The sequence below is a fragment of the Paenibacillus tyrphae genome (genome assembly GCF_024158745.1).
Taxonomy (GTDB): domain Bacteria; phylum Bacillota; class Bacilli; order Paenibacillales; family NBRC-103111; genus Paenibacillus_G; species Paenibacillus_G tyrfis_A.
Map to the genome: position 1 here is coordinate 54150 of NZ_JAMZAW010000034.1, position 17000 is coordinate 71149.

At 54.6% G+C, this 17000-nt stretch carries 14 protein-coding genes; 4 read left to right on the plus strand and 10 right to left on the minus strand.

The annotated features are described in order from the left end of the window. Positions 1 to 226 precede the first annotated feature (226 nt). Both NI000_RS33090 and NI000_RS33095 read left to right on the plus strand, forming a co-directional pair. Positions 227 to 610 (plus strand): hypothetical protein, encoded by a 384-nt coding sequence (locus NI000_RS33090; protein ID WP_253415580.1) that lies wholly within the window; start codon positions 227 to 229, stop codon positions 608 to 610. Positions 611 to 625: 15 nt separating this feature from the next. Next, a complete protein-coding gene (locus NI000_RS33095; RefSeq protein ID WP_253415581.1) occupies positions 626 to 1927 on the plus strand; it encodes an MFS transporter in 1302 nt (433 codons plus the stop codon). A 150-nt stretch (positions 1928 to 2077) separates the two neighbouring features. Here the strand turns inward: NI000_RS33095 and NI000_RS33100 are convergent, their stop codons facing one another. Next, the gene (locus NI000_RS33100; RefSeq protein WP_253415582.1) at positions 2078 to 2674 is read right to left on the minus strand and encodes a hypothetical protein; all 597 of its coding nucleotides are present in this window, start codon (positions 2672 to 2674) and stop codon (positions 2078 to 2080) included. Positions 2675 to 2952: 278 nt separating this feature from the next. Here NI000_RS33100 and NI000_RS33105 point away from each other — a divergent pair, with 278 nt between their 5' ends. Further along, complete coding sequence (locus NI000_RS33105; RefSeq protein WP_253415583.1) at positions 2953 to 3888, plus strand: MraY family glycosyltransferase; 936 nt, start codon at positions 2953 to 2955, stop codon at positions 3886 to 3888. A 197-nt stretch (positions 3889 to 4085) separates the two neighbouring features. Continuing rightward, the gene (locus NI000_RS33110) at positions 4086 to 5375 is read left to right on the plus strand and encodes a right-handed parallel beta-helix repeat-containing protein (RefSeq protein WP_253415584.1); all 1290 of its coding nucleotides are present in this window, start codon (positions 4086 to 4088) and stop codon (positions 5373 to 5375) included. 104 nt (positions 5376 to 5479) lie between these two features. On the opposite strand, the gene NI000_RS33115 is transcribed toward NI000_RS33110, so the two are convergent. The 9 genes from NI000_RS33115 to ppdK form a co-directional block, all read right to left on the minus strand. Beyond that, positions 5480 to 6478 (minus strand): zinc-dependent alcohol dehydrogenase, encoded by a 999-nt coding sequence (locus NI000_RS33115; protein WP_253415595.1) that lies wholly within the window; start codon positions 6476 to 6478, stop codon positions 5480 to 5482. A gap of 36 nt (positions 6479 to 6514) precedes the next feature. Then, a complete protein-coding gene (locus NI000_RS33120) occupies positions 6515 to 7327 on the minus strand; it encodes a carbohydrate ABC transporter permease (protein WP_216798179.1) in 813 nt (270 codons plus the stop codon). Positions 7328 to 7354: 27 nt separating this feature from the next. Further along, on the minus strand, positions 7355 to 8287 hold the full coding sequence (locus tag NI000_RS33125) for a carbohydrate ABC transporter permease (protein WP_253415585.1): 933 nt from the start codon (positions 8285 to 8287) through the stop codon (positions 7355 to 7357). An 80-nt stretch (positions 8288 to 8367) separates the two neighbouring features. After that, entirely contained in the window at positions 8368 to 9654 is a 1287-nt protein-coding gene (locus tag NI000_RS33130) for a sugar ABC transporter substrate-binding protein (RefSeq protein ID WP_253415586.1), read from the minus strand. Positions 9655 to 9955: 301 nt separating this feature from the next. After that, positions 9956 to 11332, minus strand: a complete 1377-nt coding sequence (locus tag NI000_RS33135) for an extracellular solute-binding protein (protein WP_253415587.1) — start codon at positions 11330 to 11332, stop codon at positions 9956 to 9958. Positions 11333 to 11492: 160 nt separating this feature from the next. After that, a complete protein-coding gene (locus NI000_RS33140) occupies positions 11493 to 11873 on the minus strand; it encodes a YmaF family protein (protein ID WP_253415588.1) in 381 nt (126 codons plus the stop codon). 101 nt (positions 11874 to 11974) lie between these two features. After that, a complete protein-coding gene (locus NI000_RS33145; protein ID WP_253415589.1) occupies positions 11975 to 13090 on the minus strand; it encodes an aminopeptidase in 1116 nt (371 codons plus the stop codon). 143 nt (positions 13091 to 13233) lie between these two features. Then, entirely contained in the window at positions 13234 to 13677 is a 444-nt protein-coding gene (gene ndk / locus NI000_RS33150) for a nucleoside-diphosphate kinase (protein WP_253415590.1), read from the minus strand. Between the two features lie 170 nt (positions 13678 to 13847). Continuing rightward, positions 13848 to 16553, minus strand: a complete 2706-nt coding sequence (ppdK, locus tag NI000_RS33155; RefSeq protein WP_253415591.1) for a pyruvate, phosphate dikinase — start codon at positions 16551 to 16553, stop codon at positions 13848 to 13850. Positions 16554 to 17000 lie beyond the last annotated feature (447 nt).

A 17000-nucleotide genomic window follows, 5' to 3' on the forward strand; every position in this document is an offset into this window, starting at 1 on the left:
AATAATGCAAAAGTCAGGTTGGTCCTATGCGAATTGTTCTCATTAATATGCCTTTCGCATCCGTGTACAGACCTTCAATCGAAATTGGCCTTCTTCAATCCGCGCTTGAGAAGTGGGGGATCGCATGTCAAAGCCTTTATTTGAATCTTGAATTCGCTTCTATCATCGGCCCGGTTTTGAAAGCGCCATCACTTCGGTTCTCAAGCTGATGAGGAAGGGAGTGAGCATGCTTCAGAATGTACGGCTGCTCAAATGGTGCGCAGAATTATTGATCACCCCATTGTGGAACTTCCTATACGGTTTTCCCGTCGAGAATGCGCAAGAGTATGAAGAGACTTCCTGCCTAATGCCCAGCCTGACCCATCTCATGCCACCAGGCAGCGTCAGCCCGATCCGGCTCGACCGCTTCAGTCCTTACTACACCTCGGCAAGCCACTACGGGATTCGTAATATTCGTCCCTTGCGTTCTTACGAACTCGTTTACCCTTCTTTTTCCTCACAAGACCGCATGAATATTGCCTATCATTTCGAAATCAGGTTTCCGACGACCCGGATTGCAGATGGTATACCATGGCAGTTTCTTTATTTCATGGTCCGACGCCGAGCCTAACCTGGATGAAAGGAATTGATCCGTTTGGTTTCCAATGAACATGCGAAAGAGGATTCGAGCAATGAGCCCTCTTACCGGAGCTTACTGGCGATTCCCAACTACCGGCTCCTGCTGTTGTCCCAGATTGTGTCAGCCATCGGCGACGGCGTCTATGCTATCGCTCTCATTTGGCTAATGAAAATTCTTACCGGCAGCGCCCTTCTGATGTCGATTCTGCTTGCCGCAGAAACGGTGCCGCTGCTGTTGTTTGGCTTGTTTGCGGGCGTTATCGTCGACCGGGGAAGCAAGAAAAAAATCATGATGCTATGCGATATGGCCAGGGGAGGCATTGTCGCTCTTCTGGTTCTGCTATGGGTGAACGGCTGGCTTCTGCCTTACATGCTCATCATCGCGGCGGTATTGTTATCATCATTCAGCGCTTTCTTCGGCCCTTCGCGTGTCGTAGCCATCCGTACGCTGGTGCCCGAGGATCACATGGTGCAGGCGCAAAGCTTGGCGCAGCTTGTTCAGACGGTCGTCGGCCTGAGCGCTCCGGCGATAGGGGCGTGGCTTCTGTATTACGGCACATCATATGCTTTTATATTCAACGCGGCGACGTTCTTCGCTTCATTTCTGTTTATTCGGCTCATTCGGAATGAGCGGTTGACCGAAACCCGCATCACGACGTTGAATCGCCGCAGCTTCGCCGTGGACTTCAAGGAAGGCATCGTAGCCGTTACTTCCCACGCTCTGCTGCGAAGCCTGATTCAATATATTGTGCTCATCAACTTTATGCTGGCGCCTACCACATTGCTATTTCCGCTCATTGTGGACGATTCGTCCGAGCTGGCGCTATTTCAAATCGCGTTTTTCGTGGGCATTACCGCTGGCGTATTTCTTATCGCCTTGGTGAAAAAATGGCGGCGCATCACCGCGCTGGCCACGGGCATCGGCTTGATGCTTGTCGGCTTAGGGCTGTTGACTTGGGTACACGGGCTGTACGCGGGGTTATTGTGCGTTTTTGTCGCCGGTCTGGGTAGCCCGCTGGCGAACGTGACGCTGCAAACGCTGTTTGTGCTCAAAGTGCCCAAAGAGGTGCTCGGAAGAGCTTCCAGTCTCATGAAGGTGCTTCTGGAATCGTCCCGGCCCCTCGCTATGCTGTTGACCGGGGTATTGCTCACATGGATTCCCGTCCGGTTATTTTTCGGGATCATGGCGCTGTTTGGCGTGCTGCTGGTCGTTACAATGGTGCTGAATCGCAGCATACGCAAGGACCAGGATGAGCCGAAGCCCGAGCGGATCATCGGCGACAATTCGGCCGTGAAGGAGGTACAGTAATCATGTTTAAGTATTTGGCGCCTTCGGAGATGAAAAATGATTTGGCGCGAGGCGGGCGGTCGGCTAAGATAATCCGGCGAGCAAAAGAACGGCCTGTGACCAGCAGCTTTGATAAGAAGCTGTCAGCATCACAGGCCTGATTACATTTTATTATTTTATTTCGTCCAGCTTACCGTCCAGCTCGCCCCCGGCGTAGTAGTTATAAATTTTGTTCTTTTTCTCATCCAAGTAGGCAAAGGAGGCGCCGTCCGTTTTCTTGGCCTCTTTATCCCATGTGATGAACAACTGGGCTTTGAGCTTTTTCTTCTCGATGCCTTCGATGTCCACCGAGTCGTCCGGGGACTCGAACTTATACCCGTCCTTCGGCTCGATATCGTATCTCCATACTTGCGCATTGTCCATCGCGCTGGCTACTTTCGCATACTTATCGCCAAGCAGCTTCTTCACTTGCTCCTGCGTCAACGGCTCCTTTAATTTCGTCTTCACGAATTCCAGATCAATCTTCGCTTGGTTCCCTTGCTGCGCATTTTCCGGCTTCTTGTCCGTGTTCGGGGCCGGCTGAGGCTTGGAAGCGTCCGTTGTTCTGGCCGGCGGCGTTTCCGTTTTTGGGGTTTCCGGCTTTCCGGCGTCCGGTTTTTGCTCCTGCTTCACGGGAATCTGGGTTCCCGTCTCCTCCGTCTTGCCTGCACATCCCCCAAGCGCTAACGCCGCGCCTACGGCGAGCAGCAGCAGCTTCGTTTTGTTCATAGCTGTCTCCCCTGGTTCTATAATTTCTCAGTTCGTATACTAAGACGAACAGCAAGAAGAAATGTTTCACTTTTCCTAGAAATGCCCCAATTTCAAGGACTTGTGCGGGTTGTCGAGCGCGTCGCATAATACGCCGTCAAAGCTGCCTGACGCAATCCTGATAAACTGATGACTACACTTTGTCTCGGATAAGCCGTGTGGTATAATGGGAAATCATAGCCACTCGATTATTGACGGAATGTGGAGGGATTTTTATTCTTTACGTGGCCGCGTTTCTTATGTCATTTACGATCGTATTCCTGCTCATCCCCCCGCTGCGCCGCTTGGCGTTTCGCATCGATTTTGTCGACAAGCCCAAAGTCGACAACGAAAGAAAAATACATAGAGAACCGATCCCATTGACGGCCGGGCTTGCCATCTTCGTGGGGTTCGTGATCACCTACCTGTGCTTCGTAAGGGACGATTGGAAGCAGTCCGCCGCCATCCTGGCGGGGTCGCTGCTGATTCTCGTCATCGGCATGGTGGACGACTGGTACAAAACCCACGGCAAGGAGCTCGCCGCTTGGCCGAAGCTGATCGTACAGCTCTCCGCAGCCGTTATCGTGTACAGCTCCGGCGTCGTCTTTTACGGGTTCAACAATCCGTTCACCGGAAGCGACGTCATCCTGCCGGTCTGGTTGCAATTTTTTCTGACGGTCATGTGGATTTTCGGGGTGACGACGGTCATTAACTTTACGGACGGCATGGACGGGCTGGCTGGCGGCCTATCGGCGATTTCGGCGGTCACGCTGTTCGTTGTCGCGCTGGCCAAAGCGCAATCCGATTCGGCGATGCTCGCTATCATCCTGGTCGGAGCGGCGCTAGCCTACTTGAAATACAACAAGCCTCCGGCCAAAGTGTTCATGGGCGACGCGGGCGCGACGCTGTTCGGCTTTCTGCTCGGCGTCATCGCGTTGGACGGGGCGTTCAAAGGCGCTACCGTACTGTCGCTGCTCGTTCCGATCCTGGCGCTCGGTGTACCGATCTTCGACAACCTGTTCGTCGTGTTCAAGCGGATGATGAACGGCAAGCCGATCTATCAGGCCGACGCCAGCCAAGCGCATTACCGGCTGCTGCGCAGCGGCTTGAATCCGAAGCAAGTCGTGCTGTTTCTTTGCTTGATCAATACGTGCTTTAGCTTAACTTCGATTATTTTACTATTGCTTACGGTATAATCCATCGCGTCATTTATAGGAATTGCAAAACAAGCCCTGCCGCACAATTGCGGTAAGGCTTGTTTTGTTTTTTATAGCCAAAGTCATCTCTACCTTAAATATTCTTAATATTAACGATTCTTTATATACTAAACGTATCTCTATTTCAAGGTAATTCGTATAATAGATACGAATTGTATAGTAATGGAGGTCAGATCATGAATAACGACAACAAACAAATCAGCAGAAGAAAGCTGCTAGCTTCCCTGGGAACGCTCGGAGTCGGCGCCGCAGGAGCCAGTCTTTTAAGCGGCGTTGACAAAGTGTACGGAAGCTCCGTTGCGAATGCCGTTTACGGCTCCGCTGCGCTCAATGTCCCGAGCACAAATTTCGTAAGTGTCACGGACGCCCCTTTCCAAGCCGATCCCACCGGGCAAAACGATAGCTCGAAAGCGATCAACGATGCTTTTGCCTACGCCGGCCAAACCAGAAAAGCCGTATTTTTCCCTGGCGGAACCTATCTTATAAAAGAACCGATCAACGTTCCATTGCACGTAAGCTTTTACGGTGTGGGACAAGCCTCCGAAATTAAAGCGATAGCCCCTATAAGCATGTTTAAATTTGCAAGCCAAGGCACAAGCGAGTACGGAAACCGGTATGGGGAAATGTCCGGATTGTACATCAATGGCAATCAAATTGCGACAATCGGACTGGAATTGGCCTTTGTCGTCGTGGAGCGATTATTTCAAGCGGTTCAAATCGAAAATGTACTCGGTCCGGCCGTACGAATGGATTCATCCCAAAACAATACGTTCGTGTCCGTGAACATTGAACGCTGCACACAAGGCATCGTCCTGCTCAATGGAGCCGGCAATAACGCCTTCTACCGCTGCGAGATTAACGATCCCCGAGACGTAGGGATATTGTTTGATTCGAATGAATCCCTTACCGGTTACGGTAAAAATGACTTCAATAATCAATCCACCGGCAACGAGTTCGATAAATGCATTATCGAAAGAGGCACAACCGCCAATTACGGAGTTCACATCAAGACCGGATACCGAAACGTATTTTGGAATTGCGACATCATCGCCGGCAGGCTGGCCAAAGTAAAGATCGAATTCGGCAAATATCAATCGCTTAATGGATTTTACCGCTGTACCTTTACATGCTCGGATAATGAGGTCGCCATTTCGGCGGGAGGCTACCGAACGATGATTCAAGACTCGATCATCGACGGGTATAAGGAAGCCAATCCGACCTGCATTGAAGTATTCAACGAAACGCATATCATTCATTGTCACCTTAGTGCGAAGACATACAAGATTGTGAACAAAGCCGGAGATCAAAAATATAATATCCGCTTCAAGCCGCTTAACGCGATGGGATCGACGGAAGAGCGGCCGAACCACGGACATATGGGAGTCGGGGTTCAATATTTTAATATTGCCACCGGAATGCTCGAAATCTGGAACGGCGAGGCATGGAAAAGCGTAGCCTACAAATAATCGCTTTAATCCTTCTGAACAACGGCAAAGCCGGTTCCAGGCTCCTTCTTTCGGAAGAGCCCGGAACCGGCTTGGGTCATGCCGTACGCTTCACAATTTTCCGGTTAATAAGTGAGTAGTACACCGAGCGTTTCCTTCGGGGCGCGCAAGTACCATTCGTACGCCTCTCCCACCCGGTCCACGGGAAGCTTCTTGGAAATTAGCGGCATGACGTCGATCTTCCGCTCGCCAAGCAGACGAATATATTCGTACATATTGCGCCCTTCCGTCCAACGGACGAAGCCAACCGGATAATCGACGCCATCCTGCTCGTAAGCGGCGTCATACCGCCCCGGGCCGCCCGCACGCGCGATGCGCAATTCCGCTTCTTTGGCGAACATAAGCTCCCGGGACAGCTCCGCATGCATGTCCCCTACGATGACAATACGGCCCCGGTCCCGCAGCCAGCCCAGCGACCGGTTCAACAGCTCCGCGCCCCCGCCGCCGGCGCACAAGACGACCGCATCCGCGCCTTCGACCAAATAATCTGCCCGCAGCGAAGCTTCCAGCTCTTCGTAAGAAGCAAACACCGTTTGGAGCCCGGATCGCCGGAGCATTGAGCACCGCTCCTCCAGCAAGTCCAGCGCGTACACCCGGTATCCCGCCGCTTCCGCAATCTGGCAGGTGAGCTGGCCGAGAATGCCCAGCCCGACCACGGCTACTTTGCTGCCGAATTGCAGGTCGGCTTGCCGAAGTCCGTGAATCGCAATCGCTCCGAGTCCGACGAACGCCGCCTCTTCGGCCGGCAGGGAGTCCGGGATCGGAACGGCGAGCGCTTTGGGGACGGCGAGCAGTTCCGCGTGCTTCACGTACGGGGCTCCGTAGCAGGCGACCCGGTCACCCGGGCGGACATGTGTCACGCCTTCGCCGGTTTGGAGCACCGTGCCGACTGCGCTGTAGCCGAGCGAGACCGGAGTCGCGCCGGCCCGTTTCTTCATTTCGATCTCGGTGCCCGGGCTGATCGCCGAACATATCGTGCGAACCAGAATCATATTCGGCTCCACGACCGGCTCGGGCACTTGTCTGACCTCCGCCTCTCCGTTGATGGCGACTACTGCCCTCATCATGGTTTCCCCTCTCTCTTTCCTAACCGAATCTAATTATTTTAAGCCGGACATCGTAATGCCTTCGGTGAAGTAACGCTGGAAAAACAAAAAGATTAAAAACGTCGGAACGAACGAGATGACCGCCCCGGCCATTTCGAAGCCGAAATTGCCCTCCTTGGTCAACAAGGAAGCGAGACCAACCGTGAGCGGGAACATTTTCTCGGACGTCGTAAAAATAAGCGGCGTGAACAAGTCGTTCCAGCACGAGATGAACGCAAACGTTCCGACCGTCGCCAGCGCCGGCTTGGCCAGCGGCACCATGAGCCGGAACAAGATTTTGAAATCCCCGGCCCCGTCGAGATAAGCCGCTTCTTCCAGATCCTTGGGAATCGTCTGCATGAACTGCCGTACCAGAAATACGCCCATGATCGCCCACAGCTCCGGCACGATAATGGCGGAATACGTGTTGATCCAATGCATTTTGCTGAACATGATGTATTTGGGAATAATTAGCATTTGATTCGGGATCATGACCATCGCCATAAAGCACCAGAAGATCGTCTCTTTGAACCGAAACTGCTTTTTGGCGAAAATATATCCGAGCACGCCGGCGAAAAACATCTGCGTCGCCACCGGCACCAACGTTATGACAAGCGAGTTGAATAGCCAGCGCGTCATGCTGCCGCTGTTGAAAATGTAGCCGTAGTTGTACCAGGTCGGCCGGTCGGGAATCCAAAAGGAAGGATCGGCGAGCGCCACATCCAGCTTTTTGAACGACCCGAGCACCATGACGATAAACGGGAACATGAACGCGATGCCCGCCAGCACGAGCGGGATATAGACCAGCGCTTTTCGCCCAGCCGTCATGCCGTTCGCCTCCTTTCTCCGCGAAGTTTAATGGTAGGATACGTCTTTGCCGAGAAATTTGCGCTGCACGAGAGAGATCGTAAAAATGATGAAAAAGAGCACATACGCCAGCACGCTGCCGTAGCCGAAGCGCAGCGACGTGAAGCCTTCCTGATACAAGTAGTACACGATCGTCGTCGTCGAATAATCCGGGCCGCCTCCCGTCAGCAGAAACGCGGAGTCGAAAATTTGAAACGAACCGATGGTCGTAATGATCGCCACGTAAAAATGAATCGGCAGCAGCAGCGGAAACGTGACGCTCCAGAACGTTCGCCAGCCCGTCGCGCCGTCCATCTTCGCCGCTTCGTACAGGTGCCCCGGAATCGACTGCAGCCCGGCGTAATAATACACCATCGTGCTGCCGCACACTTTGAAAATGCTCAAAGCGGCCAACACCGGCAACGCCTGCTTCGAATCGGAGAAAAAGAGCTGCGGTTCGATCCCCGCGTAGCTGAGCAGATGGTTGACCACCCCGTAGTCCGTTCCCTTGAACAGCCAGGCCCAGATGCCTGACAAGATGACGAACGACGTGACGACCGGAAGGAAGAACATCCCTTTGAACAGTCCGGCCAGCTTGACTTTGGAATAGACAAGCAGCGCCAGAATCAAGCCGAGTGCCATCGTCGGCACGATATAATAGACCGAGAACAGCACGGTATTCCAGATCGACCGCCAGGCCAGCTTATCCTGCAGGAACCGTTCCCAATTGTCGAGGCCCGCGAAGGACGGCTCGCCGATCATCGGCCAATCCATGAAGGTCAGCACGAAGCTGAAGACGAGCGGAGCGAACTGAAATACGAGAAAATGCAGCAGCACCGGCACCAGAAACACGTAGATGATGGCGTTCTTTTTCCAGCTCTGCGCGATGCGGCCGGACAGCTGGCTGCGATGGTGAATATGCGAGTTTCGTACGGATTCCATACGGCGAATCGTCACCTCCGGCAGGTCCGAGGTGCAGAGAAAGGCAGTCGCTGCCCCTCCCCGCCACTTTGGTTTTGGAATTACTTTTTCGCGTCGAGTTTAAGCGCTTCGGCGGCGGCATCGGCCGCTTGCTTCGGCGTCTTCTTGCCTTCCATCATCGCGCCGATCTCCGCTTGAATCTTGGGCATAAACCCGCGGGCGGCCGGATGGGAGATACCCGGGATCGTCAGATCCGCGTACTTCATAAATTCCTTCATATCTTGATCGTCGTTATAAATGTCGCCCGCCGATTTGCGCACGGGCAAATAGCCGGTCAATTTGTTGAATGCTTTGGCCGTATCCGTATTCGTGAGGAATTTGGCGAATTCGACGGCAGCGGCTTTATTTTTGCTCGTTTTCGAGACGACGAACATACCTACCGTGCCGAAGCTCGCCTGCTTTTCCTTTTTCAACGGAGGCCCGATCACGTATGGTTTTTTCTGCGCTTTCAGCGTCGTCAACGTCGAGCCTTGCCCCCAGACCGCCAGCATTTTGCCGGACAAAAATTCGGGGAACTGGTTGTCATTGGAGATCGAGTCCTTCGGAATCCAGCCGTTGTCGTACATTTTCTTCACATACTCGAACGCCTGCACGCCTTTGTCATTGTTCAAAATAATGCTGCCTCCATCGTCCGTCACATTGCCGCCGCTCTGCCACAGCAAGGGGTACAGTGTCGCATTACAGCAGCCCGCGCCGCCTTCGAAGTTGCGTGCATAGTAGCCTTTGGCCTTCGCCTTCTCGGCCCAGCGGTCGAATTCGTCCCAGGTCGTCGGAAGCTTCGCCGGATCTTCGCCGATCGCCTTGATCACGTCCGGGTTATAGATCAGCGTCTGAACCTCCTGCAGAATCGGAAGCGCATACATTTTGCCTTGATAAGTCGCTCCGGCTAACGCTCCCTTGCTGAAATCGTCTGTATGGATGTCCTTGCTGTAGGCGTCAAGCGGTTCCAGCGCATGATTGCCGGCAAACTGCGGAATTTGATCCGGAAGCTGATAGAAGACGTCCGGACCGGACCCAGCGGCAAGCGCGGTCAATATTTTTTGCTCCCGGTTTTTCCACGGAATCTCTTCGTAGTTCACTTTCACGTCGGGATATTTCTGCTTGAACGCGGCGATCGTATCGTTCCAGAACGCTTTGAGCTGCTCCTTCTTATCGTCGCCGACGTATGGATGCCCCCATACGGTAATTTCTCCAGCCACCTTATCCCCGGCCGCACTTGGAGCGGCTGTGTTGTTAGGAGTGTCCGAAGAATCCGAGCCGCAGCCGGACAATACGATGCCGAGCGAAAGCACGGCCGACAGCACCATCGATAATGCACGTTTGGTCATAGATGAGACCCTCCTCGCTTGTAGACTGAACTGACGAATCCATGACTTGTTTCGGACCCACTGGACTTTGGTCGACGATTGACACTTTCTTTTGACGGACGAACCGTCCCCCTTTCAGCAATAAGAACCAATAATGATCCAGATCATGATTAAAACGATTCTAATCGATTCTAGGTCATATCTGGTTTTTATTTATACTATAACGACATCGGAAAGCGCTGTCAACCGTCCCGGCAAAAAAATTGCAGGAGCGTGGTCCGAACGCCACAGCCTGCAGAAAAAAGAAAAGCCGTCCGGCCCCTCAGGACAACGCCTCCTCGAGCCGACGGCAAATCGTATCTTCCTCTTCCATCCGGGACCAGAACCACTTCAGCTCCCGGTGCATCGCATCCACCTGCCTTGTGTTCAGATGAATGTCCGTCGTCCAGCGGAACGACGGAATAATTTCGCGGTACATGGGGTAGCGCGACGGATGCTTGACCGCTCCCTTCCCACGCCACTCCGCGGCCTTCTTCAGGCTCGGAATGCTGAAGGTATTTTGACGCATCGTCAGCTGAGCCGCTTCTCCCAGCAGGTAGTCGACCAGCGTTCGCGCCGCTTCCTTTTGCTCCGAATGGCGGTTCATCCCAAGCGCAACCGAGAGCAGCAGAGTCCTCGGCTCGTTCAGGTACGGCAGCGGCGCCACGTCGAAAGAAAACCCCGCCTCCCGGATATCGTTCAAGCTGAAATAGGTCGTCATGATCATCGACACTTTTTCCTGAAGGAACAGCGCTTCTGCGTCGGCATCGTTCTCCGCCGCAAACCGCGGGAACACGCCTTCCTTATCGACCAGCTCGCGGCATTTGCGCAAGCCTTCCATCAGCTTCGTCCCGCAAAACGACGGACGACCCTGCGCGTCGTACCGGACCGAGTCCCCGCTTTGCAGTAAAAATACCGGCCATCGGTTCTGCGACAAGAAATAAAAATAAAACCCGAACCGCCCCCGCTCATCCGCGAGCTTCTGCGCCGTTTCGGTCAAATCGTCCCACGTCCAGCCGCTGTCCGGCTCCTCCAGCCCTTTGTCGGCAAAGTGATCGCGGTTATAGCACAGCACAACCGGGGAAAACGCGAACGGCAGCGCCAAGTACCGGTCGCGATGTTTGAAGGCGCTCTGCAGAAACGGGTACTGCCCGGCGGGCGGGCTCATGGGCTCCAGCCACTCCTGCCGGCCGCTGTCGACCACAAGCTGATAATCGGTATGATTGATCGTAAATACGTCGACCATGCCGCCCTTCATATATTCTTCGATCGCCTGCGCGTAGTTATCGTAAGGAAGGGCTACCGTCTGCACCCGGATATGCGGATAAGCGACATGAAAATCCGACAGCAGCCGGTTCAAGTCCATCTGTTCCATGACGGAGGTGTAATAGCCCAGCTTGATCGTAACGCTGCCTTGAACCGCGGGGCTGCTGACCCGGTTGCCGACTCTCGGCACCTTCTCGATCAACTGCTCGTCCACCAGCATATCCAGCCCTTTGCGGACCGAATTTTTGCTGAGCTGGTACTGCTTGCCGAGCTCCACCTCGGACGGCAGGTGCTCTCCGACGGAGAGCTTGCCGCTGACGATATCTTCCCTAAGCTGGGCAACCATATGATCCAGACGCTTATGAAACGTCGTGCGGCTGGGCTTTTTCGGCATCGCAACGTCCCTCCTGCCTGTCGAATAAACTGGTTCTCATCTAGTTTATATAATGGCGGGTTCGATGTCAATGCGCGCAGGATTTACAAGCTTATCTGCACCAAAAAAAAACGCCTGCTCCGCTTTTGTATCGGAACATGCGTTTTTTTGGTACAGACGGTTATACCTCATTGCCGGTGTTGCCTCTGTAGACATGGGCGTGCGGTCTAGCGCCGTTTACGGTCGTATATCCTTCGAAATAGTGATAGTGTCCTCCGCCGGGCAGTGGAATGGCCGGACCTGTTCTGCCCCGGATCGTATGGGTATGACCGTCGTTAAACGAAGTGACGGCGTAATATCCGTGAACATGCCGGGGGCCGCTCGGCGCGGGCTCGGTCATGCCGGCATAATAGTGAAGATGTCCGTCATCGTACGTAGTCGCTCCCGAGAAAGGATGGACGTGAACCGGCCGGCCGTCCCACGACGTTATATAAAGCCTGTGTGCGTGACGGGGATCTTCGCCGCCGGAATGAACCACGAATCCCGTAACGGGGATATCCATAAGCACCAACCTCTTCTCCGTGATGAATCGTACTCCATCGTATGAGAAGAGAGCTTGGGCCGTACGGGCGTTCGTCTAAAAGCGAACCGCTCGCTTTCCGCCTATTTCAGATGCTCGGGATTCAGCTTCTCCAGCTCCGGCACGACAAAGCGGCCGTCCTTACGGATCAGACGATCGTCAAAATAAATTTCGCCGCCGCCGTATTCCGGACGCTGGATCAGCACCATATCCCAGTGAACCGAGGACCGGTTGCTGTTATCTGCATCCGTGTAAGCGTTACCCGGCGTAAAGTGGATGCTGCCGTCGATTTTCTCATCGAACAAAATGTCTTTCATCGGTTGCTGTATGTACGGATTGACGCCGATCGCAAACTCGCCGACAAAGCGGGCCCCGTCGTCGGTATCCAAAATTTCGTTCAGCTTGGCGGTATTGTTTGCCGTCGCCTCGACGATCTTGCCGTTGTCAAAGCGGAGCGTGACGTTCTCGAACGAAGTTCCCATATAGATCGTCGGAGTGTTATAAGAGATGACGCCGTTGACCGAATCCTTCACCGGAGCAGTGAACACTTCGCCGTCCGGAATATTGTTCTGACCTGCGCATTTGATCGCCGGAATGTCCTTGATCGAAAAGCTGAGATCGGTGCCCGGTCCGACGAGCCGCACCTTGTCCGTCTTGTTCATCAGCTCGACAAGCGCGTCCATGGCCCCGGACATTTTGCTGTAATCGAGGTTGCACACTTGGAAATAAAAATCTTCGAACGCCTCGGTGCTCGTATTCGCCTGCTGCGCCATCGACGGGTTCGGATAACGCATCACGCACCATTTGGTATGATTGACCCGCTGATCGACGACCGGACGCTGATACACCTTCATGAACAAGCGCAGCTTGTCCTCAGGCACATCGGACGTTTCGGTGATGTTGTCGCCGCTGCGAACGGCAATGTACGCTTGCATCTGCTTCATGCGGTTCAGCTCGATGGCCGCCATCCGCTCGTACAGCTCCTGGTTGCCGCCAAGCATCAGCTTGCGCGTAACTTCGGGATAGCGGAATTCGATGAACGGATGTCCGCCTGCCGCATACACCTCTTCTATTAAACACTTGGTCAATTCCTGATCGCGAAGGCCGATCATTTCAATCAGGATGTTCTCACCCGGCTGAAGGTCGACGGAATACCGTACCAGGTTTCTCGCAAACTGCTGCAAACGTGGATCTCGCATCTTCTTTCTCTCCTTTGAGGACAGCATCTGAACTCACCTTCTCAACGTACCAAATTTTCACGGAAAGTTCAAACCCCTAATGAAGGTTTTCGGACAAAAGATCACAATTCATTTACATTTTGAGGAAAACGATTGCCGGATGGCTAGATCCAGCTTTGCAGCGCCCGGTCGTAAGCAAGAAGCTCTTCCGGCTTGAAAAAGTTGGCGATTTCCCGTTCCGCGCTTTCTGGAGAATCGGAGCCGTGAATGATGTTGTTGCCGGTATGAACCGCGTAATCGCCCCGAATCGTACCCGGCGCCGCATCCAGCGGATTCGTCTTGCCCATCATGGCGCGGGACAGCGCAATGACGTTATCGCCCTGCCATACCATCGCAAAAACCGGACCGGAGGTAATGAACTGAACCAACTCGCCGAAAAACGGTTTTTCCTTGTGCTCGGCATAGTGGGATTCCGCCTGCTCTTTGGTGATGACCATCAATTTGGAGCCGATGAGCTGAAAGCCTTTATCTTCGAAGCGCTGCACCAGCTTGCCGATTAACCCCCGTTGTACGCCGTCCGGTTTGATCATCAAAAATGTTTTTTCCATGTTCCTTACACTCCGTTTCTAAAATGATAGATTGCTAATCTTACACCTGAAGCTGTGTGCATCCCAGTATGCCCGTTTCCTTCATTTTCCATGCCTGCGGGCGTTCCGGAACAAGACACAAGAGCGCCGCCTGCACCCTTGCCTATGCAGGCGGCGTGTGATATCGCTGCTTAAGCGCTCCGACCGGACGTGACGGGTTCTTCCGAAGCCGTATCCGGCGCAGCGGGGCTGCCCAACGCCAACTGCGCTTGCGCAGCGGCGATTCTAGCCAGCGGCACCCGGTATGGCGAGCAGCTGACATAATCCAGGCCCGCTCCGTGGCAGAAGAAGATCGACTGCTTGTCGCCTCCGTGCTCGCCGCAAATGCCGGTCTTGAGCTGTGGCTTCACGGCGCGTCCGCGTTCGACCGCCCATTCGATCAACGTTCCGACGCCGTCCCGGTCCAGCACTTGGAACGGATTGTCGGGAAGGAGCTTCGTCTCCACATAATGCGTCAAAAATTTGCCTTCGGCGTCGTCCCGGCTGTAGCCGAACGTCATCTGCGTCAGATCGTTCGTGCCGAACGAGAAGAAATCGGCGTGCTGCGCAATGTCCCCTGCCGTAACGGCAGCCCGCGGCACTTCGATCATCGTGCCGATGCGGTAGCTGAACGTGTGGGCGAACTCGCCGAGCACCTCGTCCGCCTTACGGGTCACGAGCTCGCGCATCCGCTGCAGCTCGTTGGCATGGCCGACCAGCGGAATCATAATATCCGGCCGGACGTCAAGCTGCTCGCGCAGACAACTGAGCACGGCGCGGAAGACCGCCTCGATCTGCATCTCGTAAATGTCCGGCAGCACGAGCCCAAGACGGCAGCCCCGGGTGCCGAGCATCGGGTTCATCTCATGCAGCGCTCTGACTTTGCGCAGCAGCTTCTCCAGGCGCTCCTTGCGTTCCTGATCCGCGTCCGGCTGGCCGTTCAGGCGCTCGCGCTCGATGACCAGCTGCTCCATATTCGGCAAAAACTCGTGCAGCGGCGGGTCGAGCAGGCGAATCGTCACCGGCAGCCCGTCCATCGCCCGGAAAATGCCCTCGAAGTCCTCCTGCTGCATCGGCAGCAGCTTCGCCAGCGCTTCCGCCCGCTCTTCCGCCGTCTCCGCCAAAATCATCGCTTGCACGACCGGCACCCGCTCGGCGCTCATGAACATGTGCTCCGTCCGGCACAGCCCGATGCCTTCGGCGCCGAAGCTGCGCGCCTTGGCCGCATCCTCCGGCGTATCGGCGTTCGTATACACCTCCAGCGTGCGAATCTCGTCCGCCCAGGCGAGAAGCTGCTGCAGCTCGCCCGTCAGCTCGGGCTCGCGCAAGCTGACTTCGCCGAGGATGACCCGTCCGGTCGCGCCGTCGATGGACAGCGCGTCGCCTTCCCGTACCGTGACGGCTTCTCCGTCAGCGGTCGTCACGGCAAAGGCGCGTTCCGTCAAGCGCACCGCTTCGCAGCCGCAGACGCACGGCTTGCCCATCCCGCGGGCAACGACCGCCGCATGGCTGGTCATGCCGCCCCGGCTGGTCAGCACCCCTTCGGCCGCCAGCACGCCGTGAATATCCTCCGGCGTCGTCTCCGAGCGCACGAGGATGACTTTGCGCCCCGCGCGGGCCCATGCCTCGGCCGTGTCCGCGTCGAACACCGCGACGCCGGAAGCGGCTCCCGGCGACGCCGGCAGGCCGGCTGCCAGCACATGCAGCGGCTTGTCGGTATCGATCGCGCGGTGCAGCAGCTGATCCAGATGAAACGGCTCGATGCGATTGACCGCTTCGCCGGTGTCGATCACGCCCTCGCGCACCAGATCGACGGCGATTTTAACCGCAGCTTGGGCCGTCCGCTTGCCGTTTCGCGTTTGCAGCAGGTAAAGCTTGCCTTGCTCAACCGTAAACTCGATATCCTGCATGTCCGTGTAATGCCGCTCCAGCTTCTCTGCCGTCTTAACGAGTTGTTCAAAGACGGACGGCATTTCCTCGCCGAGCTTCGCAATTGGAACGGGCGTCCGCACGCCGGCTACCACGTCCTCCCCTTGCGCGTTCATCAAGTATTCGCCGTACAGCACGGGCTCCCCGGTAGACGGATTTCGCGTGAACACGACGCCTGTCCCGCAGTCGCTGCCCATATTGCCGAACACCATCGTCTGAATGTTGACGGCCGTCCCTTGCTCGTCGGGAATCTGATGCACCTTGCGGTAAACCTTCGCCCGCGCATTGTTCCACGAACGGAATACCGCTTCGACGGCCAGCGCGAGTTGCTCCTCCACCTGCTGCGGAAACTCGCGTCCCGCTTCTTTGCGAATCACCGCTTTGTACTCTCCGATCAGCTCCGTCCAGCCTTCGGCGCTCACTTCGCTGTCCTGGCCTACCGTTAACCGCTGCTTGAGGTGGTGCAGCAGCCGTTCGAATTGATACGTTTCGATGTCGAACACGACGTTACCGAACATTTGGATCAAACGGCGGTAACAATCAAACGCAAATCTCGGATTGCCGGTCAATGCCGCAAGCCCTTGCACCGTTTCGTCGTTCAAGCCCAAGTTGAGAATCGTATCCATCATACCGGGCATCGAAGTTACCGAACCTGACCGGACGGACACGAGCAGCGGCTTGGCCGGATCGCCGAAGCCTTGGCCCTTCGCCTGTTCCAGCTCCCGCATCGCTTGGTGGACCTGCTCCATCAGCCCCGCCGGAAGCTGCATGCCTGCTTCATAATAGGAGCGGCACACGTCTGTCGTAATGGTAAAGCCCGGCGGCACCGGCAAACCGGCGTTCGTCATCTCTGCAAGATTGGCCCCTTTTCCGCCAAGGAGCTGCTTCAAGCCAGCATGACCCGAATGAAACGGCACTACACTTTGCATGATTGATAATCCTCCCGTCATTTTAGAACCTACGGTACGCAGACCGCGATTACACACATGGAACGTTGTGGATGTTTAATGATGTATAAAACATATCATAGCTTTATTACATTGTAAATAGTATGTATTATTTATATTTAATACACACTATTTATTCGTGGCATCTGCGGGGCCCGTGCCGAAAAATAACGGTGTCCGAAGAAAACAAAGTTGAGACCGGATTGGGGATGAAGCTAACGGACAGTTTTGTTCGATGATGAGTGCCAAGGTCAAGAACTTAAAGTCAACGAATTTGATAATATATTTTTATATATTTTAAATATTTTTTGAAATTTTGTTTATTGAAATTTGCTGCTATTATTCTAAGGGAATCTCATAAAAAATTTATACTATGACCGAAAGGGGCCATTTAACATGTTTGTTTCCGATAAGAACCACAACGAACAA